At 64.8% G+C, this 20,509-nt stretch carries 22 protein-coding genes; 12 read left to right on the top strand and 10 right to left on the bottom strand.

Going from position 1 to position 20,509, the window contains the following annotated elements; genetic code table 11:
* Positions 1 to 83 precede the first annotated feature (83 nt).
* Entirely contained in the window at positions 84 to 392 is a 309-nt protein-coding gene (locus tag AKN83_RS38235; protein WP_175596492.1) for a hypothetical protein, read from the top strand.
* On the opposite strand, the gene AKN83_RS13220 is transcribed toward AKN83_RS38235, so the two are convergent.
* The gene (locus AKN83_RS13220; protein ID WP_050404156.1) at positions 337 to 1,668 is read right to left on the bottom strand and encodes a tyrosine-type recombinase/integrase; all 1,332 of its coding nucleotides are present in this window, start codon (positions 1,666 to 1,668) and stop codon (positions 337 to 339) included. The two genes, AKN83_RS38235 and AKN83_RS13220, sit on opposite strands and share 56 nt — an antisense overlap.
* Before the next feature lie 491 nt (positions 1,669 to 2,159).
* Positions 2,160 to 2,459 (bottom strand): hypothetical protein, encoded by a 300-nt coding sequence (locus AKN83_RS13215; protein WP_050404155.1) that lies wholly within the window; start codon positions 2,457 to 2,459, stop codon positions 2,160 to 2,162.
* A 180-nt stretch (positions 2,460 to 2,639) separates the two neighbouring features.
* On the opposite strand from AKN83_RS13215, the gene AKN83_RS13210 reads away from it, so the two are divergent.
* On the top strand, positions 2,640 to 3,011 hold the full coding sequence (locus tag AKN83_RS13210) for a DUF4118 domain-containing protein (RefSeq protein WP_050404154.1): 372 nt from the start codon (positions 2,640 to 2,642) through the stop codon (positions 3,009 to 3,011).
* A 69-nt stretch (positions 3,012 to 3,080) separates the two neighbouring features.
* Here the strand turns inward: AKN83_RS13210 and AKN83_RS39595 are convergent, their stop codons facing one another.
* Positions 3,081 to 3,221: a hypothetical protein gene (locus AKN83_RS39595; RefSeq protein WP_157113342.1), complete on the bottom strand. Its 141-nt coding sequence runs from the start codon at positions 3,219 to 3,221 to the stop codon at positions 3,081 to 3,083.
* A 180-nt stretch (positions 3,222 to 3,401) separates the two neighbouring features.
* On the opposite strand from AKN83_RS39595, the gene AKN83_RS13205 reads away from it, so the two are divergent.
* Positions 3,402 to 3,629, top strand: coding sequence for a hypothetical protein (locus AKN83_RS13205; protein WP_050404153.1), 228 nt, complete (start codon positions 3,402 to 3,404; stop codon positions 3,627 to 3,629).
* Between the two features lie 366 nt (positions 3,630 to 3,995).
* Here the strand turns inward: AKN83_RS13205 and AKN83_RS13200 are convergent, their stop codons facing one another.
* Together AKN83_RS13200 and AKN83_RS13195 are read right to left on the bottom strand one after the other, a co-directional pair.
* Positions 3,996 to 4,532, bottom strand: coding sequence for a hypothetical protein (locus AKN83_RS13200; protein ID WP_050404152.1), 537 nt, complete (start codon positions 4,530 to 4,532; stop codon positions 3,996 to 3,998).
* Positions 4,533 to 4,584: 52 nt separating this feature from the next.
* The gene (locus AKN83_RS13195) at positions 4,585 to 6,129 is read right to left on the bottom strand and encodes an acetolactate synthase large subunit (RefSeq protein WP_050404151.1); all 1,545 of its coding nucleotides are present in this window, start codon (positions 6,127 to 6,129) and stop codon (positions 4,585 to 4,587) included.
* A 357-nt stretch (positions 6,130 to 6,486) separates the two neighbouring features.
* Here AKN83_RS13195 and AKN83_RS13190 point away from each other — a divergent pair, with 357 nt between their 5' ends.
* The 4 genes from AKN83_RS13190 (at position 6,487) to AKN83_RS13175 (ending at position 10,450) form a co-directional block, all read left to right on the top strand.
* Complete coding sequence (locus AKN83_RS13190) at positions 6,487 to 7,059, top strand: L,D-transpeptidase (RefSeq protein ID WP_050404150.1); 573 nt, start codon at positions 6,487 to 6,489, stop codon at positions 7,057 to 7,059.
* 93 nt (positions 7,060 to 7,152) lie between these two features.
* Positions 7,153 to 7,950 (top strand): DUF2927 domain-containing protein, encoded by a 798-nt coding sequence (locus tag AKN83_RS13185; protein WP_050404149.1) that lies wholly within the window; start codon positions 7,153 to 7,155, stop codon positions 7,948 to 7,950.
* Between the two features lie 385 nt (positions 7,951 to 8,335).
* Complete coding sequence (locus tag AKN83_RS13180) at positions 8,336 to 9,367, top strand: MerR family transcriptional regulator (protein WP_050404148.1); 1,032 nt, start codon at positions 8,336 to 8,338, stop codon at positions 9,365 to 9,367.
* An 87-nt stretch (positions 9,368 to 9,454) separates the two neighbouring features.
* Positions 9,455 to 10,450: a LysR family transcriptional regulator gene (locus AKN83_RS13175; protein ID WP_050404147.1), complete on the top strand. Its 996-nt coding sequence runs from the start codon at positions 9,455 to 9,457 to the stop codon at positions 10,448 to 10,450.
* 161 nt (positions 10,451 to 10,611) lie between these two features.
* Here the strand turns inward: AKN83_RS13175 and AKN83_RS13170 are convergent, their stop codons facing one another.
* Positions 10,612 to 10,815, bottom strand: a complete 204-nt coding sequence (locus tag AKN83_RS13170) for a hypothetical protein (protein WP_050404146.1) — start codon at positions 10,813 to 10,815, stop codon at positions 10,612 to 10,614.
* Positions 10,816 to 11,175: 360 nt separating this feature from the next.
* Here AKN83_RS13170 and AKN83_RS13165 point away from each other — a divergent pair, with 360 nt between their 5' ends.
* Positions 11,176 to 12,324, top strand: coding sequence for an ABC transporter substrate-binding protein (locus AKN83_RS13165; protein ID WP_050404145.1), 1,149 nt, complete (start codon positions 11,176 to 11,178; stop codon positions 12,322 to 12,324).
* Between the two features lie 8 nt (positions 12,325 to 12,332).
* On the opposite strand, the gene AKN83_RS13160 is transcribed toward AKN83_RS13165, so the two are convergent.
* The 3 genes from AKN83_RS13160 to AKN83_RS13150 are packed head-to-tail and all read right to left on the bottom strand — an operon-like array spanning position 12,333 to position 14,899.
* Entirely contained in the window at positions 12,333 to 12,578 is a 246-nt protein-coding gene (locus AKN83_RS13160) for a hypothetical protein (protein ID WP_050404144.1), read from the bottom strand.
* Between the two features lie 46 nt (positions 12,579 to 12,624).
* Positions 12,625 to 13,749 (bottom strand): M48 family metallopeptidase, encoded by a 1,125-nt coding sequence (locus tag AKN83_RS13155; RefSeq protein WP_050404143.1) that lies wholly within the window; start codon positions 13,747 to 13,749, stop codon positions 12,625 to 12,627.
* A 4-nt stretch (positions 13,750 to 13,753) separates the two neighbouring features.
* Positions 13,754 to 14,899 (bottom strand): DUF898 family protein, encoded by a 1,146-nt coding sequence (locus AKN83_RS13150; RefSeq protein ID WP_157113379.1) that lies wholly within the window; start codon positions 14,897 to 14,899, stop codon positions 13,754 to 13,756.
* A gap of 567 nt (positions 14,900 to 15,466) precedes the next feature.
* Between AKN83_RS13150 and AKN83_RS13140 the strand changes: the two genes are divergently transcribed.
* The gene (locus AKN83_RS13140) at positions 15,467 to 16,738 is read left to right on the top strand and encodes a cytochrome P450 (protein WP_050404140.1); all 1,272 of its coding nucleotides are present in this window, start codon (positions 15,467 to 15,469) and stop codon (positions 16,736 to 16,738) included.
* A 31-nt stretch (positions 16,739 to 16,769) separates the two neighbouring features.
* On the top strand, positions 16,770 to 18,044 hold the full coding sequence (locus AKN83_RS13135; RefSeq protein ID WP_050404139.1) for a cytochrome P450: 1,275 nt from the start codon (positions 16,770 to 16,772) through the stop codon (positions 18,042 to 18,044).
* Between the two features lie 22 nt (positions 18,045 to 18,066).
* Here the strand turns inward: AKN83_RS13135 and AKN83_RS13130 are convergent, their stop codons facing one another.
* Positions 18,067 to 18,576: a MarR family winged helix-turn-helix transcriptional regulator gene (locus AKN83_RS13130; protein ID WP_050404138.1), complete on the bottom strand. Its 510-nt coding sequence runs from the start codon at positions 18,574 to 18,576 to the stop codon at positions 18,067 to 18,069.
* Positions 18,577 to 18,683: 107 nt separating this feature from the next.
* On the opposite strand from AKN83_RS13130, the gene AKN83_RS13125 reads away from it, so the two are divergent.
* Positions 18,684 to 19,583: an alpha/beta fold hydrolase gene (locus tag AKN83_RS13125; RefSeq protein WP_050404137.1), complete on the top strand. Its 900-nt coding sequence runs from the start codon at positions 18,684 to 18,686 to the stop codon at positions 19,581 to 19,583.
* Positions 19,584 to 19,649: 66 nt separating this feature from the next.
* Complete coding sequence (locus AKN83_RS13120; RefSeq protein ID WP_050404136.1) at positions 19,650 to 20,453, top strand: isocitrate lyase/PEP mutase family protein; 804 nt, start codon at positions 19,650 to 19,652, stop codon at positions 20,451 to 20,453.
* The last annotated feature ends 56 nt before the right edge of the window (positions 20,454 to 20,509 follow it).

Here is a 20,509-nt window from a genome sequence, read left to right as displayed (position 1 = left end):
ATCACGGTTCGGGGCGGAGGCATGAGTGGCAAGGACGAAAGGGCCGGATCGAGGCATTAGAGTCGTCGCTAGGTAATCTGAAAATGCCGCCGACCACGAAGCGCCGCCGCAAGAACCGTGGCATGCCGCCGCCCGCGACGTTCGATATCGATGCGCTGCCAGGCGGCTCCAATTTGACGGCATTGGAAACGGCCGCGGTCATCCGGCGCACACCCGGCGCGCTGGAACGGTGGCGACGCGATCCGAACCACCCGCTGAAATGGCGCTACGTCGAAGGCCGCCCGCTCTATCGGGTCGATGCCGTGCGGGACTATCTGGCCAAATGCGACAAGGCTACTAAGCCGTCTCAGCCGCATAATGCTCGCGGAGACGACCCAGCAGCTCAGCCTTGATCGGATCGAGCGGATTCGTTCTTTGCAGGCGCACGACTTTGCCGACCCGCATCGCGCCGACCAGCTCCGCGATGTAATCATGAGCCGCTTCGAATGCCATTTTTCGGATGATCCACTGTTCGTCGTGATTGTATACCTTATCGATTCCGCTGGGCTTTTGCCCGACACACAGCCGCTGGATCTCATTGTCGTAGCCGCAGCGCGACATGATAGTGCGCAAACTGCGCCTTAAGTCATGCATGGTGAATTTCGCGCCCCCCGCCTCCTTGATCAACCGATTGACCATCTTGGTGAAGCCAGACATCTGGCCGCCGGTCTTCGGTGACGGGAAGACGTAATCGGACGTGGCACGCTGAAAATGTTTCGCAGCCGAGAGCACCTCGTCAACCAAGTGAGTGCGCGGCACATCGTGGTGCAGCCCCATCTTGGTCCACGCAGCATCGAAGGTGATACGGTCATCCATGATGTGCTTTCGCCACTCGATCATGGTAGGCTCGCTGCGGCGCGGGCCACCGAGTAGGCACATGCGTGTCAGAAGACCGAAAGCTCCGAGCTTGCCGGATGCATCCCAGACCTTCATGATCTCCTCATCGGTCAGCGCGCGGCCCTTTGTTCGGCGCCCGACTCTCTGCGCGCGGGTTTCCTTGGGCGCGCGATAGCCGGCGAGCACGTTGTGCTCGACGTAACCTTCGCCGACGCACCATTCGAGGAAAGTATGCACGTGCTTGCGCAAGTCCTTGGCTGCGCCGCGCTTGCCGGTCTTGGCAATCTTGTCGACCGCAGCCATGATCTGCCGTCGTGTCAGGTCCCCCACGCCGCTCTCGGCGTGATCCTTGAGCCCGCGGCGGAGCGCCGACATTGCTGGCTTCCAGTTGACGACTTGACGTTCGGTCAAGGACGCCTGGTAGGGACCATCTTTAACAATGAGCGTCGCGAGCGTGGTGCGCTGCTTCTCGGCTGCCTGTTGCCGCCTCGCCTCGCGCTTCGCGTCGTTCGGGTCCAAGCCCTTGACTACCTCGCCGGCGGCGATGGTGGCGGCCTTGCGCGCGGCCTTCTCATTATATCTTGGCCACGCGCCGAGAGTTTTGCGCTGGGTCCCTCTCACCCCCGGCTTGGTGAAGAGGTAGACCCAGGTCCGACCACCGGTGGCGCGCATGCGCAAAGCGAGGCCTGGCAGCTTGTCGTCGTGGAGATAGTGCTGCGCCTTACCCGGCGGCAGCGTTGCGCTGCATATCACCGCATCGGTGAGTGTCAGCTGGTTGGCCGGCTCCGTCATGATTCCTTCCCTCTCTCTGTGCCCGGTGGGCCCCGCAAGAAGGGCGGTCAGCCCTCGAACAGAACTGGACCACAGACCTTCCCCTTGCCGTGTGCCCGCGCAGGGAGGCTCCACAGACCCAAACAGAACCGGGCTCAGACCTCCCCGTTTTTGTGCCCCAAGGGAAAATCCTCGGCGGGCACAACGGGGGCATACAAAATGTAGTAAGGTCACCTATGGGCCCTTATGGCCGAATAAGGCCATAAACCACATCAATCGAACGAGTTTTTACATCGCAACTATGGCCGGATTTGGCTGGCTCTGGTCTACAGATTGTGGTTCACACGGGAGAGGTCCAAGGTTCGATCCCTTGTGCGTCCACCATGCCCTTCGGCCCCCCGAGCGCGGACGATTGTCGACATTCTGGTGGCCATCGTGACCGCCTGATCGAAAATGTCGAAAACAACCCCATGCACAGTAGCCGACGCCGCGGCGGCCCCGGCCAATCCAGCTCATTGCCGACGGCGGTGCGGGGCGGATGACGGCCTGGCGTTACGCCGGCCAAGCTCGCCGAGCAGGTCGCGAACCGCGCCGTCGAGCTCGTCAGGCGGCAGGGTGGCTTGGTCGGCGCCTTGCGCGCCGGCCGGCCGATACCAGCCGCGGGCGGAGATGTCGTCATTCGCGGCGCGGACCTTCGGCGGGTGCACCTGCGGAGCAGACCGCCGTCTGCGGCGCGAGATCAGTTCGCGCACGCCGTACCCCGATACGAACCCGATCCCGGTGACCAGCACGACAATCAAGAATTCCAGCATCGTGTCGTCCCACCATCACCCTGCTGCAACGCAATAAGCGCGACAATGCGGCGGCGGCTTGACCGGGCCGGTTCCTTTTCACTGTGCCGAGCACAATGCTGACCCTCGGAGTCCTACGGGGTTTTGTTTGCAGGCCTCCTCGGCTACCGTCCCGGAACTCGCGGAGGCCGGGACGTCTCGATGCGCAAGGGCAACGACTACATTCTGAAGCTGCGGCCTTGGTCATTGTCGACGTTCGTCGTCGCCCTGCTGGCCGTGGTGCTCGCCACCGCGACGCAGGAGATGTTCGCAAGCTTCGGCATGCAGCTCCATTTCGCGGCCTTCGTGCCAGCGATCCTGATCGCCGGGCTGCTGGGCGGCGCACCGGCTGGGGCTTTTGCCACCATCATCACGGTGCCGCTGGTGTGGTGGGTGTTCATGCCCCCCTATTTCGAGTTCGCCTGGCCGACGGCCGACGATTATGACAGCATCGCGACGTTCCTGCTGTCGAGCTCGCTGTTGCTCGGTTTCTCGCAGCTCTACCGGGAAGCGCTGATCATTTTGCGGAAATAGCCGACCGGGCGCAGGCCACGACCGCGCGCCGGCGTTTATAAGCCGGTCGCCTGGGCGGATCGTTCGCCCTCAGATCCCGAACATCCAGACCGCGACGATGGCGGCCAGTGTCGCCAGCCCGCTGATGGTCCAGCCCACCGTGTAGAAGGTATCCTCGGGGGCGGTGTCGAGCACCGTATTGGTGGTTTCCGTCACTGATCGCCAACGCATGGCGCCTCTCCTCGGAATTCCTGCCCAGCGATATAACGCGGCGCGCGGTTCCCGGTTCCGTCCATCTCGCGGCGGCGGCACCGTTCACGGGCAGCTCACGGACTGCTGATCGACGCTGCGGAACCTGCGACATTCTGTCCCGTTGAGGGGCGCCGGAAACCAACTTGGGAGAACCATCCGATGCGAACACTGATCCTCGCCGCCACGGCGCTTGCCTTCGTCTCGTCCACAGCGCTCGCGCAGGACAAGGCCGCGAGCCCGGCCCCCGCAGCGCAAAGCGGCGACACGGCAACCAAGAGCGAGGCGACCAAGATGGCGCCGAAGAAGAAAGCCAAGAAGAAGTCGAGCGCCAAGGGAGCGGCAAAGGGCGGCGCCGCCGCGACCGGCGACGATGCGGCCAAGCAATAAACAGAAACAAACGCGATAGCCGATCGCGAATCTGGCGATCACGGAAAAGGCCGCCCTAAGGCGGCCTTTTTTGTTGCTGTCTCGGTGCGGATGCCGCCTCGCCCATCGCATCGCGTCGCGATCACATGCGCCGGCCGCTTGGGGCAGTGATTGTCGGGGCCGCGAGAACTGAATTCAAGTGCGGGAGAGGGAGCGAAAGAGGCGCAGAGCCGATAATCCGCACCGCCATCGGATCGTTCTGAAAATTGACCACCAGCTCCAGAAATTGCTCCACCTCCCGCACGTTCTGTTTTGACGCGCGTGCAGCAGCAACGCATGATCCAAACGGGCTATCACTGCGATGCGTTGAACGATTCATCGACAGGCCTAATGCTGGGCGCCGTCGTCGCGCCCGCCTGCGAGCCCGCTCTCGCGTATCCGCGCCGCAAACCAGCGCGACGTGGCGCTGTCGACGGTGCCGCCGGCATAGATCTCGGAAAAGCTCACGCCGTGCCGTCCGACGATCACCAGAATGCCCATCGCATAGGCAAACCACACATTCGGATCGGTCAGCGCCTGCAGCTTGCGTTGATCGTGGTCGAGCGGCTGGTGATTGCTGTCCTTGCGCAGCTCGATAGCCAGCAGATTGTTCGGGATGTCGCGCTGGTGCACGACGATATCGGGATAGATCGACTTGCCGAGATGGTCGTCGGTCGAACTCCCCGAGCCGCGCGGCAGCCGCAGCGTGCGCTCGCCGAGCCGGTCGTAGTTGCAATCGACCTGCCAGCCGGGAAACTGCCGCTCGACATAGACCGCAAGCCGGTGGGTGAGCGTTCGCTCGCCGAGATCGCGCTCCAGCAGGAAGGTCTCCTGCGCGTAGAATTCCGCGACCGCGGCGATCAGCTTGTTCAGCTCGGTCTGCATTGTCGCCTCCGACTGGACTGGACCACCGCCGCGGCCTTTTCAAATTGCGCTGCTACACCTGCACTTCGATCAGCCGCGGGCCCGGCTCGGCGACGGCTTCCGCCAAGGCCTTGTTGAACTCGTCGGCAGTGGTCACCGCCCGGCCCGGCACGCCCATGCTCTTGGCGAGCGCGACGAAATCCAGCGTCGGGCTGTCGATCCTCAGCATGTCCTGCGCCCGCTTGCCCGGTTCACCGGCGCCGACGCCATCGAATTCGCCGCGCAGGATCTGGTACATGCGATTGGCGAAGACGATGGTGACGATGTTGAGCCCTTCGCGCGCCTGGGTCCACAGCGACTGGATCGTGTACATCGCGCTGCCGTCGCCGACCATGCAGATCACCTTGCGGTCCGGACAGGCGATCGCGGCGCCGGTCGCGACCGGCGTCGAATAGCCGATCGAGCCGCCCAGGTTCTGAATCCAGTCATGCGGAGCGGCGCCCGCCGTCAGCGGAAAGAAGCCGCGCCCGGTCGTTATGGATTCGTCGACCAGGATGGCATTGTCAGGAACCGCAGCCGCGATCGCCTGGGCGATCGACGCGTGGTTCAAGGCACCGGTCGGCTTCACCAGTTCGACGGTCGCCTGCGGCTTCACATCGGCCGGCTTGGCGCCAACCGCCGAGGCCAGTGCCTGCAGCGCCGCCACCGAATTCTCGCCGATCGAGGTCATGCGATGCACCTCGCATCCCTCCGGCTTCAGCAGGCTCGGCTTGTTCGGATAGGCGAAGAACGCGACGGGTTCGTTGGCCTCGACGAGAACGATGTGTCGAAAGCCCTTCAGCGCCGCGAGCGCCAGCTCGACCACATAAGGCACCCGCTCGATCGAAAACCGCCCGCGCCCCCGCGCCATCCGCGGGCTCGCCAGCTGACCCATGACCTTGCAGCCGGTCTTGCCGGCGATCTGCGCCGCCAGCGCCAGCGCCGGCTCTGTCACCGCGCTGCCGGTCATCAGCAGCAATGTCGGTTCACCGCTGCGCAGCACCTTGGCGGCGCTCTCGACCGCCTGCGGCGAATAGTTCCGGCGCTGCGATTCCACGGGCACCTGCGCCACCTCGTCGGCCTCGTTCCACGCGGTGTCGGCGGGCAGGATCAGGGTCGCAACCTGCGGCGGTGCGCCGCTGGCCGCGGCGATCGCGGCGGCGCCGTCACGGGCGACCGACTCGGCGTCCGGCGAGGTGCGCACCCAGGCCGACATCGGCCGTGCCAGGCCTTCGATGTCCGATGTCAGCGGCGCGTTGTATTCGATGTGATAGGTGGCGTGCTGGCCGACGATGTTGACGATGCCGGAATGCGCCTTCTTGGCGTTGTGCAGATTGGCGAGGCCGTTGGCAAGGCCGGGCCCGAGATGCAGCAGCGTCGAGGCCGGCGTTCCCTTCATACGGAAATAGCCGTCGGCCGCACCGGTCACCACACCCTCGAACAGGCCGAGCACGCAGCGCATGCCGGGGACCTTGTCCAGTGCCGCGACGAAATGCATCTCCGAGGTGCCGGGATTGGTGAAGCAGACGTCCACGCCGCCCGCAACCAACGTCCGCACCAGACTTTCCGCACCGTTCATGCTCACGCTCCCGTTTCGAGATGTTCTTGAGGTCGCTCCAGGGCATGATCCGATCGAATCGGAGCATGCTGGTATCCTTTTGTTTGGTCGCGTTTTCTGAAAACGCTCAAGCTTTTGCTTGGCCGCGTTTCCTTGACGCGAACCGGTTTCCGCTTCGCTTGAAAACGCTCCAGATCAACCATTCTTCGTCCGCTTCGTCAAAGGTTTGGCGGGACAATGCAGCTATCGCTTCCGGTCTGTTGCCTTTTTAAACCGTGTTGCTCGAAAGTGCATGAAGTCACGGCTTCGTCGCTTGCGAAAGGCCGGCGGTTGTGGCCTTTTTGGCGGAATATTTGATTGTTCGCGAGGACGACGACGATGCGCAAGATTGCCTTGATGTTTGCCGCGCTCACGATCCTGGCAGGCGCCGGCCAGGCCCAGGCCCAGTTCTTCGACTCCCGGGGCTACCAGTCCGAAGCCCCGAGCTTCTTCGGCGGTGGCGGCGCAAGCCCGATCCCGCGCACCACCGTCAACTATCCGACCAACTATGCCCCCGGCACCATCGTGGTGAACACCGCCGAACGACGGCTCTATCTGGTGCAGGGCAACGGCCAGGCGCTGCGCTACGGCATCGGCGTCGGCCGCGACGGCTTCCGCTGGAGCGGCGTGCACCGCATCTCCGCGAAGAAGGAATGGCCGTCCTGGACGCCGCCGTCGCAGATGCTGCGCCGCCGCCCCGATCTGCCGCGCCACATGGCCGGCGGCATCGAGAACCCGCTCGGCGCGCGCGCGATGTATCTCGGCTCGACGCTGTACCGCATCCACGGCTCGAACGAACCGGAGACGATCGGCCAGGCGGTCTCGTCGGGCTGCTTTCGGATGACCAATGAGGACGTCAAGGACCTCTATGATCGCGTCTCGGTCGGCGCCACCGTGGTGGTGAAGAACTGACCGCGTCGATTTCGACGGAACCAGGCACTTCCATCCGGCGAGATCGTCAATCGCAGCTTGCGCTGTCGCAAACCTTGCGGCAGCGTCGTCGCAATGTCTCAGCATCGTCCTTCGATACTTCTGCTTCTCGCCGCAGCGCTCGCCGTTTGCCTCACCGATAGCACCGTGCCGGCCGCCGCCGAGGTACCGGCCATCGCGGCGCGCCAGCGCAACGAGAAGAAGGTCTTCACCGACGCCGAGATCGTCGAGGGCTTCCTGAAGACCGCGTTCGGCGCCGAATATCATCTCGCCGGCCGGGTCGACCGCATCCGCAAATACGACAGGCCGGTGCGCGTGTTCGCCGACGGCAACCGTGCCGACCGCAAGGTCCAGCTCGCCAAGGTCATCGCCGACATCCGAGCCAAGGTGCAGCATCTTGACATCGCGATGACCGACGACAACGACGCTGCCAATGTCGTGGTCAAGCTGGTGCGCGACCGCGAGCTAAACCGCACCATCGCGACCTTCTACGGCCAGGAGCGCGCCAAGGAAATCCGCACCTCGCTCGACCCGCAATGCCTGTCCGGCTTCCGCAAGAACGAGAACTACGAGATCGAGCATTCCGACGTCATCCTCACCGTCGACAACGGCGATTTCGTCTTCCTCGACTGCGCCTATGAGGAGCTGCTGCAGTCGCTCGGCCCGATCAACGACACTGCGACGGTGCCGTGGACCATGTTCAACGACAGCGTCTCGATGGGCTTTTTCGACATCTACGACCAATACCTGCTCAACCTGCTCTACGATCCCCGCATCAAGCCCGGCATGAACGTCCAGGAGGTCAAGGCCGCGCTGCCCGAAGTGCTCACCGACGTCCGCGCCTGGGTGGCGAAGGTGAACCATCTGGAGTGAGGGTGAGCTTTTGCCGCAATGGGCACAGACGCTCGCGGCACACACCGCTGTCGTCCCTGCGAAAGCAGGGACCCATACTCCGCGGCGGATGTTATTGAGGGGACTCGTCATACCAACATTGCTCACCACAACCATTCGTGGTTATGGGTCCCTGCTTTCGCAGGGACGACATCGAGAACGTTGCACCGCTTGTGAATCAAGCGGAACGCGCACGTGAGGCGAGCACCGGCAGCAGGGCTCCCTCTCCCCTTGCGGGAGAGGGAGCCTGACCGGCGTGCTTACCTCACTGCTCAATTCGCAACGTGGGAATCACCACCCTCGCCGCTTGACCTTGCCCCTGCGGCCGCCTCCATAGAGCTGCGGTCAGACAACGCGAGGTGATTCGATGAATGCTCCTGCTGCCCGTTTCCTCAGCCCGTCCGAAGCTGCAAGGCAGCTCGGGATCTCGGCGAAAGCACTGCGCCTCTACGAGGAGCGCGGCCTGATCGCGCCCACCCGCTCGCCGGCGGGATGGCGCGCCTATGGTGCGGCCGAGATGGCGCGCGGCGCCGAGATCGTCGCGCTGCGCGGGCTCGGCCTCAGCATCAATGAAGTGGCGCGGATCCTGAGCGGCGACGCCGCCGTCCTCGATCGCGTGCTGGCCGCGCACCAGGCCGCGCTCGAAGCGGGCATCCGCCAATCCGGCGACAGCATCGCCAAGGTGCGACGACTGCGGGCTGACCTCGCCCGCGGCAAGATGCCCGCGACGCACGACCTCATCGGTGCAGTCAGGACAAGACCCGGGATCGGCGTCGCATTCGATCTGCCGTGGCCGTGGGGCGGCGAGCGCTTCGAGTTGCACGACATCAAACTGCTGAACTACATCGTCGGCCCGCTCGGCAGCGGCAAGACGCGCCTCGCGCAGCGGCTGGCCGAAGTGCTGCCCGGCGCCAGTTTCGTGGGGCTGGACCGCACCGCCGGCGGCGGCGCGGCCGTTCGCGCGCGGCTCGATGCGGACCCGGCACACAAAGCGAGGGTCGAGGCGAGCCTTGCCGTCCTGCTCGCCGATGGCGCGGTGGACTCGGTCGCGCTGACCACCCTGCTCGCCGCGCTCGAAGCCGACGGCGACACCATCCTGGTGATCGACATGCTCGAGCAAGGGCTCGATGCGGCAAGCCAGGAAGCCGTGATCGCGCATCTGCGCCGCCGCGGACCTGCGGCGCGGCCGCTGTTCTTCCTCACGCGCTCCAACGCGATCCTGGACCTCGACGCGGTCGGCGACGATGAAGCGATCATCCTGTGCCCCGCCAATCACAGCGTGCCGATCTCCGTCACGCCGGTGCCCGGCGCGGCGGGCTATGAGGCGGTTGCGACCTGCCTCGCCTCGCCGGCGGTGCGGGCGCGCACCGAAGGCATGGTTGCGTGGCGGCCATCCTGACTTCTCGCATTGGTTGTATTATAATTACACAACAATGCACTGCGCAGGTCGGATGCACGGCGAAAAAGTGTGCTATAAGCCCACACAATGACCGAGCTTCCCCGTACCCAGGCCTTGCGTTGCTTCATCACGGTTGCCCGTGAAGGCACTGTATCGCGTGCTGCAGCGATGCTGAAACTGACCCAGCCGGCGGTCAGCCTGCAACTCAAGGCGCTCGAGGAAAGCACCGGCTTGCTGCTGTTCAACCGCACGCCGAGCGGCTTCACGCTGACCGAGGCCGGCGCCGCGCTGCTGCCGCTGGCGCACCGGGCGGTGGCGGCCGCATCCGACTTCAAGGCGATGGCGGATCAGCTGAACGAGGCGCAGCGCGGCACGCTGCGCGTCGGCACCATCCTCGACCCCGAGTTCACCCGGCTCGGGCCGTTCGTGCGCAGCCTTGCGATGTCCTCGCAACGCACCGAAGTGTTTCTGCGCCATGGCGTCAGCGACGACGTGCTGGCGCAGGTCGGCCGGGGCGAGCTCGACGTCGGCTACTATGTCGACGCCACGCCGCCGGAGCAGCTGGTCCATCACAGCTTCGCGGAACGGACCATCGCCGACGGCCGCTACCAGCTGGCGCCGCTGCTCAGCTACCACTACCGCGTGATCGCGCCGATCGGCTGGCGGGATCGGGTGATCGGCAAGGGCTGGGCGGAGCTCGCCGAGCTGCCCTGGCTCGCGACACCGCCGCATTCCGGCCACCGCCGGCTGCTCGATGACATCTTCCGTCCGCTCGGCGCCTTACCCAAGCGCGTCGGCTACACCGATCAGGAAGAGGCGATGATCGACTTCGTCGAATCCGGCCTCTGCCTCAGCCTCGCGCGCGACAGCGTGCTGGCGCCGCGGATGGCGCGCCCGCATCAGTTCGTGGTCGCCGACAAGGTAAAGCTCACCTGCGATCTCTCTTTCGCCTGCCTTGCCGCCCGCCGCCAGGAGCCGGTGATCGCGCACGCCTTCACGGCGGTGCGCGCGGTGTGGAATATCAAGCCGGCGATCGCCGGCGCCGGCCCGACGCGGACGCGCAAGGTCGCGAAGAACGTGTGACGCGGCCGCGCGGCCGGTCGGTCACCGTGAACCGGGGCCTAAAGCGCGAGGAGATCAGACTGAAGCGTCATCGCGCCTCAGCTCTTTGTTTGAGCACGCTCTTTTTGGGAAAGCCGGTTCGCACTTTTCGCCAACGCGGCCGTTCCGGTCCGGATCATGCTCTAGGCCGCGACCACCAACGCTCGCGCCATGACCGGCGCCGCCGACGGCGCCTCATGATCCTGCAGCGCGAGTGCGTTCATCAGCTCCTGCAGCCTGGGCGGCAGATCGGCGTAATCGCCGCGCAGCGCATGGCGCAGCCGCTCGCCGATCTCCTCGCAGATGGCGCGCGCGTGCTCGGGCGCGATCGGATGAGGCTCACCCATCGGCGTGGACCGCGTGAACTGCTTGCATAGGCGGCGAGCCGTCAGACGGCATTTCCGCGTACGCGGATCCCGCATGCGCACATGCGATCAAGACCAGGATCCGAACGATGCTGAACATGTTCGTACTCCCTTTTCCCCTCCTTCGATAACAGCAGGTCGTTGCCGCCCGATTAGGGAAACTGGTTCTCACGGCCTTTAAGGGAGTGGTAAACGCCAGGTTTCAGCGCCCGCCCGCAGCCGATCATGTCCCCCGCGGAGGGGACAGACACATCAGGCGGAATTGGTATGATGCCAAACTGAAGGCCGGTCGGCTATCGTCGGCCACCAATGACAAAAAGCATTTGACCGGGAGGAATTGCAATGAAGTTGGCGATGGCCGGACTCTGGGTACTCGCAGGCGCGCTGCTGGTCGCGCCGGACGCGCGGGCCGACATCAAGGTCGGCGTCGTGGTGTCCGGATCCGGGCCGGGCTCGGCGCTCGGCCAGCCGCAGATGCGCACCATCGCCGCGCTGCCGAAGGAGATCGGCGGCGAGAAGGTGGTCTACATCGCACTCGACGACGAGTCCGATCCGACCAAGGGCACGCAGAATGCCCGCCGCCTCGTGATCCAGGACGGCGTCGACATCCTGATCGGCTCCTCGCTGACCCCGGTGACCATGCCGATGCTCGACGTTGCCTTCGAATCCAGGACGCCGATCATCTCGCTCGCGGCGGCGACCGCGATCGTGCGCCCGATGGACGAGCGCCGCCGCTGGGCGTTCAAGGTGGTCCCCAATGACGACCTGATGGCGGCGGCGATCCTGAAATACATCGCCAAATCGGGCATCAAGACGCTCGGCTATATCGGCGTCTCCGACGGCTATGGCGAAGGCTATTACGCCGAGGTGTCGCGGCTGGCGCCTCAGCTCGGCCTCACCGTCACGACGCATGAGGTCTATGCCCGCGCCGACACCAGCGCGATGGGCCAGGCGCTGAAGGTGATCGCGACCAACCCGGAGGCGGTGTTCATCGCCTCCGCGGGCACGCCGGCGGTGCTGCCGCAGGAAGCGTTGCGCAGCCGAGGCTATGCCGGCAAGATCTTCCAGACCCACGGCGTTGCGTCGGAGGAATTCATCAAGCTCGGCGGCGCCAATGTCGAGGGCGCGATCTTCACCGGCGAGGCCTTCACCATCGCCGACGATCTGCCGGCGAACGATCCGTTCCGCCAGGCGCGCGACGAGTTCGTGGCGAGCTACGAGAAGGTCAACGGGCAAAAGCCAAACATCTTCGGCGCGCATCTGTGGGACGCCGTGACGCTGTTCAAGCGGGCGGCGGCGAACGCGCTGAAGACGGCCAAGCCCGGCACGCCGGAATTCCGCGCCGCGCTGCGCGACGAGCTCGAGCGCGGCAAGGACGTCTATCTGAACAACGGCCTCTCGACGATGAGCCCGACCGATCACAACGGCTATGACGAGCGGTCGGCATTCCTGATCAAGGTCGAGGGCGGCAAGTTCAGGCTGGTGAAGTAGCGGTTGGGTCAGTCGCCGCCCCAGCGCCAGCGCGGCGGCTCGCCCTTCCACCAGCATACGGCGGTGAGCAAGGCGCTCAGCACGACGACATAGGCGATGAAGCGAGCCGGAGCGTGCGGGAGGATCAGCGCGGCGCCGACCGCAATCAGCGCCGCGAATCCTGCCAGAACCGACCAGCCCTGCCAGTTGTTCGGAGGTCCCCAGCCCCAGCCGTAGCGCTTGGCGGGAAACCAGTATCTGTCGTCAAGCGGCATGGGATCGCTCCAGTTCTCGAAATCCCAATTCAGAAAATCGCCGGCCTCACACCTTGCCCCTGCCCGATCCGCAGATGCCCTTCAGCGCCTGCCATTCGGCTGATGACAGCAGCGGCGGGCCGCTCGGCCGGCTGCCGGCATCGGCCTTGTCCATGCGCGCGAGGCGGTCCTCGGTCAAAGGATGGCTTGAGACCAGCGAGAGCCCCTTGCCGCCTTCCTTGCCGGTGACACGGAACATCAGTTCGCCCATCGGTTTCGCCGGACGGCCGAGCTTGTGCATGGTCTCGATCGCGAAACTATCGGCATTGGTCTCGGCGTCGCGCGAATAGGACGACGTCACCAGCGAGCGCGAGGCGAAGATGAGCGCACCGGAGCCGGTGACGTCGCCGAACAACAGCCCGATCAGGAACGAGGTGCCGCCATTGTGGATCAGCTCGCGCATGCTGTCGCGATGCCGGAGATGGCCGAGCTCATGCGCCAGCACGCCGGCGATCTCGTCGGGATTTTCCGCTTTCTCGAGCAGCCCGTCGAACAGATAGACCTTGCCGCCCGGCAGCGCGAAGGCATTCGGCACCGAGGTCGCCAGCACGCCCGACTGCACCGAATTGTCGAGGCCGGCGGTCTCCCGCAGCTTGCCGACCAGCTTCGCGAACGCCGCTTGTCCTGCCGCGTTGCTGCACGGCTTGCCGTCGAACACCACCTTGACCTGCGCCTCCGCGACGTCGCCGAGCCGCCGCTCGAAAGCGTCGGGCACCAGCGGCGTCAGCCGCTCGGCGGCGAGCGGCACGCCGAACAGCACCACCAGCACGATCGACACCGCAGCCGCGAGCGACCAGCCGACGATCGCGGCGACGCCCTTGCGGTTCGGCAGGTCCGCCTCGAGTGCCTCGCAGCGCGCGACCAGCGCCGCGATCAGCTGCGCATCGCGGATTTCAAGCCGCGCCAGAGCCGGAGCGGTCAGGCAACTCAGCCGCAACAAGCCGGACGGGCTATCGGCGCGGCGAATGTCGGCAAACGGCCAGCGCCCCAGCAGTTCGCCGCTCTCCCTGATCTCCAGCGTATCGGACAGTCTGAGCGCGACGAGGCGCCGACGGTTCGACAGGCCGTCGAAGAAGACGCCGCCAGGAGCCGGCGTCGCCGCGGAGTTGGTCTGGCTGGAATCGGATTCCATGGCGCTAGAAGCCACCGACGTCGAGGCCGTCGGCAAAACCTTCGCCGAGCGCATTGGCGAGATCGCCGCGCGCGGTGACGTTGGCCGCCGCCTCGATGTTGTGCACGATGGTCGAGGACAGCACCCGGAGCCAGAGATCGCGCATCAGATAGACCCGCATCACCACGTTCATCGCCAGCGCAAAGGCAAGATAGCCGATGCCGAGCAGAACGATCAGGGGAATGCTCTTGGCGAACGCCTCGGTCCTGAAGAAGCTCTCGATCGAGGAGCCGTCGATGCTGGCGGCCAGGAAGATGCAGAGCAGGAGATAGGCCGCGAACACCGCGAACAGCAGCACGATCCAGCCGATCACCTTCCAGTACAGGCCGACCAGCGCGCTGCGCGGAAGCGTCGATTCCAGCCGTACCTCGCCGAAACGGATGCCCGACAGCCACCAGCGCCACTCGATCGCCTTGAATGCGGCATAGGCGAACGGGGCAAACACGTAAGACGACAGCGCGAGCGGCATCAGCAGCCAGAGCCACCAGCCCCGCTTGAAGAAATCCCAGCCGCGGCCCTCGAACGAGCCTTGCAGATCGCCGTAATAGGAATGCCGCATCTTGTAGCGTTCGAGCGCCGCCTCGCGCCATGGCAGCGCCAGGCCGAGCGTGAACACGACCAGCAAGCCCCACAGCGAGGCCTTGAGCGCATAGAGCCAGCCCGAGCCGCTCATCCAGAAACGGACGCCGCGCCACACCGTGCGGGTCAGGCGGTAGCGCCGCGCGCGGTAGATCGCAAACTGCCCGAACAGATAGAAGAAGGCGACCAGCGGCAGCGAGGCGAACGCCTTGAGATGCTCCGCCTCGATGCCAATCAGGAAGTATCCGACATAGATCGGCATCAGGATCGCGAGCGCGACCAGAAAGCCGATCAGCAGTTCCTTGCCGCGGCCGGTATATTCCGGCGCGTCGCCATCGATCTGGGTGTGCGACCAGAGGTGACGACGGATGTCGGTGGTCAGCCAGAACCGGTAGAAGCCGAGCGTGACGAGTTCGAGCCCCGCGCCGCGCGCGACCAGGCGGAAGAAGTCCTTCCGGTTTCCTGCAAAGGCCACCGGCATCGGCGGCGGAACCGGTGGTGGTTGCGGCGGCCCCAGCGGGGTCCAGCTCATATCGTTCACGGGGTAGCTCCAAAACGTGACAATCTCTGCGCTACAAAGAGCACAGCTTTGTCGCTCTGAGTGTGATGCAGGTTTCACACAAGGTCGAGATCGCGGGGTGATTTTTTGGCGGGGTGCGGTTGGCCACGCCTTAATGGCATGCCGGAAGCACGGTCGTCGATCGGGCATCGACCACCGCCGGACCAAAGCGCCCGCTGCCGAGCAGACCGAGGAGATCATGCTCAAATCGGCCGACAAGCGGGACGCGAAAGGCGACGTGCTGGTCGCGTCCCTGCTGCTGTGGGGCATGCAGGATACCTATCCCTGCGAAAAACCAGCGAGCCAATAGCCGCGCCGTCCGCGCGGTGCCGGACCAGAATCAAACATCGTTTCAAACAGGCCGCGTCACGCCGCCGCCCCCGATCGGCGCGAAAAGCCCGGATTCGGCCGCTTTGGCCCGGCATCAATGCGGCCAAATGCGCGCTGAGGGCACTTGCGCAAACGATGGAATGAGAATGTAATTCGGTAAAACATGCCGCGCCGGCGACGCCCCGGCGCGCAACGATTGAGGAGCCGCTCATGCACGGGACCATCGATCTGGTCGACAGCACCAATCTGGATGCCGCACGCGAACGCGCCAACACGCTTCCGCTTTCGGATTACGATCCCGGCGATCCCGAGCTGTTCAAGACCGATACCTTCTGGCCGTATTTCGACCGGCTGCGCCGAGAGGATCCGGTGCACTGGTGCAAGGATTCGATGTTCGGTCCGTACTGGTCGATCACCCGCTACAACGACATCATGGACATCGAGACCAACCACGCGGTGTTCTCCTCGGCCGCCTCGCTCGGCGGCATTACCATCCGCGACGTGCCGCCGGACCTGCGCCGCGAAAGCTTCATCGCGATGGACCAGCCGCGCCATTCGGCGCAGCGCAAGACCGTGGCGCCGATGTTCACGCCGACGCATCTCGACGAGCTCGCCATCAACATCCGCAAGCGCTCGACCGAGTGTCTCGACAATCTGCCGCGCGGCGAGGTGTTCGACTGGGTCGACAAGGTCTCGATCGAGCTGACCACGCAGATGCTCGCGGTGCTGTTCGATTTCCCCTGGGAAGACCGCCGCAAGCTGACGCGCTGGTCCGACGTCGCGACGACCCTGCCCGGCGCCGGCGGCCTCGTTGCCACCGAGGACGAGCGGCAAGCCGAATTGATGGAATGCGCGACCTATTTCGCACGGCTGTGGAAGGAACGCGCTGCCCAGCCGCCGAAGAGCGATCTGCTCTCGATGATGGCGCACAGCGACGCCACGCGAAACATGGATCCGAAGAACTTCCTCGGCAATTTGATCCTGTTGATCGTCGGCGGCAACGACACCACGCGCAACACGCTGTCCGGCAGCATCTACGCGCTGAGCAAGCATCCGGAGCAGTACCGCAAGCTGCGCGAGAATCCGGCACTGATCGACAGTTTCGTGCCCGAGGTGATCCGCTGGCAGACGCCGCTCGCCCATATGCGGCGCACCGCACTCACCGACGTCGAGTTCCGCGGCCGCCAGATCAAGAAGGGCGACAAGGTCGTGATGTGGTACGTCTCGGGCAACCGCGACGAAGAGGCGATCGAGAAGCCCTACGAGTTCCTGATCGACCGCGCCCGGCCGCGCACCCACATCTCGTTCGGCTTCGGCATCCACCGCTGCGTGGGTCTCAGGCTCGCCGAGCTGCAGCTCAAGATCATCTGGGAGGAGATCCTCAAGCGCTTCGACACCATCGAGGTGGTGGAGGAGCCGCAGCGGGTGTATTCCAGCTTCATCAAGGGCTACGAGACGCTGCCAGTGCGCATCGCCGCCTGATGCGTCGCGAGCCAACCGGGATCAAGGAACCATGAACGTCCAGACCGCCATCCGTGCCGACCGGGCCGAGCTGCTGCGCCAGGCGCGCGAGGAAGCCTATGCGACGCCACTGAAGGACTTTCATCCCGGCGCACCAAAACTCTTCCAGAACGACACGTTGTGGCCGTGGTTCGAGCGGCTGCGCAAGGAAGAGCCGGTGCACTACTGCACCAACGCGCCGATCGAGCCCTATTGGTCGGTCGTGAAGTACAACGACATCATGCATGTCGACACCAGCCACGGCATCTTCTCCTCGGACTCCACGCTCGGCGGCATCTCGATCCGCGACGTGCCGCCCGGCTACGACTATCCGAGCTTCATCGCGATGGACCAGCCGAAGCACGCCCATCAGCGCAAGACCGTGTCGCCGATGTTCACGCCTGATCATCTCGACGAGCTGGCGAAGCTGATACGCCAGCGCTCGGCGAGCGTGCTCGACAATCTGCCGCGCAACGAGACCTTCAATTTCGTCGAGCGCGTCTCGATCGAATTGACCACCCAGATGCTGGCGACGCTGTTCGACTTCCCCTGGGAAGAACGGCGCAAGCTGACGCGCTGGTCCGACGTCTCAACCGCGCTGCCGAAGAGCGGCATCGTCAATTCGCCGGAGCAGCGGCGGCAGGAAATGGACGAGTGCTACGCCTATTTCTCCAGGTTGTGGAACGAACGTGTCAACGCGCCGCCCAGGAACGACCTGCTGTCGATGATGGCGCATAGCGACGCCACGCGGCACATGGACCCCGACAATCTGATGGGCAACATCATCCTGCTGATCGTCGGCGGCAACGACACCACGCGCAACACCATGAGCGGCTCGGTGCTGGCGCTGCACGAGCATCCCGACCAGTTCAGGAAGCTGAAGGAGAACCCCGCGCTGATCGACACCATGGTGCCGGAGGTGATCCGCTGGCAGACGCCGCTCGCGCATATGCGGCGCACCGCCCTGCAGGACACCGAGCTGGGCGGCAAGACGATCAGGAAGGGCGACCGCGTCGTGATGTGGTACGTCTCAGGCAACCGCGACGACGAGGTGATCGATCGTCCAAACGAATTCATCATCGATCGCGCCCGGCCTCGCATCCATCTGTCGTTCGGCTTCGGCATCCACCGCTGCGTCGGCATGCGGCTCGCCGAGCTGCAGCTCAAGATCGTCTGGCAGGAGATGCTGAAGCGCTTCGACCGCATCGAGGTGGTCGGCGAGCCGAAGCGAGTCTATTCCAGCTTCGTGCGCGGCATCGAGAACCTGCCGGTGCGCATCCCGGGTTGAGCCTCGCTTCGTTCGCGCCAGCCTAGCGCGCGTGCTGGCCCTTGCTGGTCGGCAATGGGCAATTGGTGCAGACCCGGTCGTCGCACATCCGGCAGATGGTGAAGCGATCCATCTCGGAGGTGTCCTGCCGTCCCAGCAGTTCGCGGATCAATATCGCCAGCTGCTTGCGTTCGGCCGGTGACAGCACGTCGAGCAGCGACGTCACGGCTGATATCCGCGACGCCAGCAGTTTGTTGCGGGCCGCGGCGCCGGTCGAAGTCAGGTGCAAGGCGACCTCGCGGCCGTCCTTGCCCGGGCGGCGTTCGACCAGCCGATCCGACACCAGACGATCCACCAGGCGGACCGTTCCGGAATGCGACAGGCCGAGGATCCGCCTCAGCTTGTCGTTGGTCATGCCCTGGCCATAGCCGATGACGATGAGGGCCGCCGGCGTCTCGCCGCCGCGGCCGACCACCTCGCGCGCGCCCTGCTCGATCCGATCCATGACAGCGAGCGACAGCGCGCCCAGCAGATTGGCGATTCCGTTTTCCATGCCGGGAATAATATGTGCGCTGCGCACAAAAAACAACTTGACCTGATATGTGCGCTACGCACATATTTATCCCAGAGCATAGCAGCGACGAAAAATGGAGTGGAGCGATGACGATCCGAAGCACCGCATTGGCAACGCCTGATGCCGCCGGCGGCGAACCCGCCCTGAAATACGTGCAGGCCAACGGCGTGGGCTTCGCCTATCTCGAACAGGGCAGCGGGCCGCTCGTCATGTTCATGCACGGCTTCCCCGACAATGCCTGGTCGTATCGCAAGCAGTTGCAGGTGTTCGCGGATGCGGGCTATCGCGCGGTCGCGCCGTTTCTGCGCGGCTATGCGCCGACCGAGATTCCGGCCGACGGCATCTTCGATCCGATCGCGCTGGGACAGGATCTCGAAGCGCTGATCGCCGCGCTGAGCGACGACGGACGGGCATACGTCGTCGGCATGGATTGGGGCGGCACCTCGACATTCCAGGTGCTGGCCACGGCGCCGTCTGCGATCAAGGCCGCGGTAGTGATGAATACCGCGCACCCAATCACGATCCCGAGCCTCAGGAGCGATCCCGATGCCGTTCGATCGGTCTTCCACGTCTATTTCTTTACGGTGCCCGGCGCGCACGCGGCGGTCAACATCGAGGGACTTCCCTTCGTCGACTACCTCTGGAAGTTATGGTCGCCAACCCTAGAGAACGACGCGCATCTCCGCTCGGTCAAGCAGACGCTCTCTTCTCCCGGCACCATGAAGGCGGCGCTGAAATACTACAACGGCCTGGTCGATGCCGGAGTTGCGGGCCGGCTACCGATCAACGACATGCATACGCCGACGCTGACGATTTATGGCGGCAACGATCCGACCGCGCGCTATTCGATCAAGGAAGAGCCGCTGTTCAAGGGGCCACATCAGCGCATCGTCCTGCCCGATGTCGGTCACTTCCCGCATCTCGAGCGTGAGGCCGAGGTCAACGGCCTGATCATGGACTGGTTCAAGACCCACGCCGCCGACTGAGCGCCCGCAGGCAGCGGCCGCTCAGCCGCGACATCTTTCAAAATTCTCCAACCGGGAGTGCGCGCAATGGACGCCACGACACAGCAGCAATACGCCGAAGCCTTTCATGCCCTTCACAGGACGGGCGATCCGCTCGTCCTGTTCAACGCCTGGGATGTCGCGACCGCCAAGGCGATCGCGAAGACCTCGCCAGCCATTGCAACGAGCAGCGGTGCGGTCGCCTCCGCACTCGGCTATGCCGACGGCGAGAATGCCCCGCTCGACATGGTGGAGGGCCTGGTGTCGCGGATGACTGCTTCCGTAACAGTCCCGGTATCGATCGATCTGGAGGCAGGATATGGCGACACTCCCGATGCCACCACGCGTTCGGCGGCGCGAATCCTCAAGGCCGGCGCGATCGGCATCAATATCGAGGACGGGCTCTTCGGCGGCAAGCGGCAGCTCGTCAGCCCCGAACTGCATGCCGCCAAGATCAGGGCGGTGCGGGACACTGCGCGACAGCTCGGAGTTCGTCTCTTCATCAATGCCCGGACCGATCCGTTTCTGCTGAAATTCGGCTCGCCGGAGCAATGCCTGGATGAAGCGGTGCGGCGCGCGAAGGTTTATGCGGATGCGGGCGCAGATGGCATTTTTGTGCCGGGGCTCACCGAGCTCGCGCTGATCGAGCGGCTCGTTCAACTGTCGCCGGCGCCGGTCAACATCATGGTGACGCGGGGCGTTCCCGAGATCGGCGAGCTCGCCCGTGCCGGCGTGCGCCGGATCAGCCTTGGGCCGTGGCCGATGCTGGCGGCGATGCGCGTCATCGGCGAGGCCGCCGCCGCGGTCGTCGCGAGCAAGCAGTACGGCAGGTTCCTGCTGCCGAACCCCTGAGTTCTAGGGTCGCGCGCGGGTATACAAATCCGGTATAGCTGCGCGAGCCAGATGCG

This window comes from Bradyrhizobium embrapense (assembly GCF_001189235.2).
Classification (GTDB): Bacteria; Pseudomonadota; Alphaproteobacteria; order Rhizobiales; family Xanthobacteraceae; genus Bradyrhizobium; species Bradyrhizobium embrapense.
Note: the sequence above shows the minus strand (reverse complement) of the source record. Positions and strands in the feature narration are given on the sequence as shown.

What these genes read in the sequence shown, in the direction of transcription:
- AKN83_RS38235 (WP_175596492.1), top strand. Translation starts at nt 84, where the DNA reads ATGCCGCCGACCACGAAGCGCCGCCGCAAGAACCGTGGCATGCCGCCG.
- AKN83_RS13220 (WP_050404156.1), bottom strand. Translation starts at nt 1,668, where the DNA reads ATGACGGAGCCGGCCAACCAGCTGACACTCACCGATGCGGTGATATGC.
- AKN83_RS13215 (WP_050404155.1), bottom strand. Translation starts at nt 2,459, where the DNA reads ATGCTGGAATTCTTGATTGTCGTGCTGGTCACCGGGATCGGGTTCGTA.
- AKN83_RS13210 (WP_050404154.1), top strand. Translation starts at nt 2,640, where the DNA reads ATGCGCAAGGGCAACGACTACATTCTGAAGCTGCGGCCTTGGTCATTG.
- AKN83_RS39595 (WP_157113342.1), bottom strand. Translation starts at nt 3,221, where the DNA reads ATGCGTTGGCGATCAGTGACGGAAACCACCAATACGGTGCTCGACACC.
- AKN83_RS13205 (WP_050404153.1), top strand. Translation starts at nt 3,402, where the DNA reads ATGCGAACACTGATCCTCGCCGCCACGGCGCTTGCCTTCGTCTCGTCC.
- AKN83_RS13200 (WP_050404152.1), bottom strand. Translation starts at nt 4,532, where the DNA reads ATGCAGACCGAGCTGAACAAGCTGATCGCCGCGGTCGCGGAATTCTAC.
- AKN83_RS13195 (WP_050404151.1), bottom strand. Translation starts at nt 6,129, where the DNA reads ATGAACGGTGCGGAAAGTCTGGTGCGGACGTTGGTTGCGGGCGGCGTG.
- AKN83_RS13190 (WP_050404150.1), top strand. Translation starts at nt 6,487, where the DNA reads ATGCGCAAGATTGCCTTGATGTTTGCCGCGCTCACGATCCTGGCAGGC.
- AKN83_RS13185 (WP_050404149.1), top strand. Translation starts at nt 7,153, where the DNA reads ATGTCTCAGCATCGTCCTTCGATACTTCTGCTTCTCGCCGCAGCGCTC.
- AKN83_RS13180 (WP_050404148.1), top strand. Translation starts at nt 8,336, where the DNA reads ATGAATGCTCCTGCTGCCCGTTTCCTCAGCCCGTCCGAAGCTGCAAGG.
- AKN83_RS13175 (WP_050404147.1), top strand. Translation starts at nt 9,455, where the DNA reads ATGACCGAGCTTCCCCGTACCCAGGCCTTGCGTTGCTTCATCACGGTT.
- AKN83_RS13170 (WP_050404146.1), bottom strand. Translation starts at nt 10,815, where the DNA reads ATGGGTGAGCCTCATCCGATCGCGCCCGAGCACGCGCGCGCCATCTGC.
- AKN83_RS13165 (WP_050404145.1), top strand. Translation starts at nt 11,176, where the DNA reads ATGAAGTTGGCGATGGCCGGACTCTGGGTACTCGCAGGCGCGCTGCTG.
- AKN83_RS13160 (WP_050404144.1), bottom strand. Translation starts at nt 12,578, where the DNA reads ATGCCGCTTGACGACAGATACTGGTTTCCCGCCAAGCGCTACGGCTGG.
- AKN83_RS13155 (WP_050404143.1), bottom strand. Translation starts at nt 13,749, where the DNA reads ATGGAATCCGATTCCAGCCAGACCAACTCCGCGGCGACGCCGGCTCCT.
- AKN83_RS13150 (WP_157113379.1), bottom strand. Translation starts at nt 14,899, where the DNA reads ATGAGCTGGACCCCGCTGGGGCCGCCGCAACCACCACCGGTTCCGCCG.
- AKN83_RS13140 (WP_050404140.1), top strand. Translation starts at nt 15,467, where the DNA reads ATGCACGGGACCATCGATCTGGTCGACAGCACCAATCTGGATGCCGCA.
- AKN83_RS13135 (WP_050404139.1), top strand. Translation starts at nt 16,770, where the DNA reads ATGAACGTCCAGACCGCCATCCGTGCCGACCGGGCCGAGCTGCTGCGC.
- AKN83_RS13130 (WP_050404138.1), bottom strand. Translation starts at nt 18,576, where the DNA reads ATGGAAAACGGAATCGCCAATCTGCTGGGCGCGCTGTCGCTCGCTGTC.
- AKN83_RS13125 (WP_050404137.1), top strand. Translation starts at nt 18,684, where the DNA reads ATGACGATCCGAAGCACCGCATTGGCAACGCCTGATGCCGCCGGCGGC.
- AKN83_RS13120 (WP_050404136.1), top strand. Translation starts at nt 19,650, where the DNA reads ATGGACGCCACGACACAGCAGCAATACGCCGAAGCCTTTCATGCCCTT.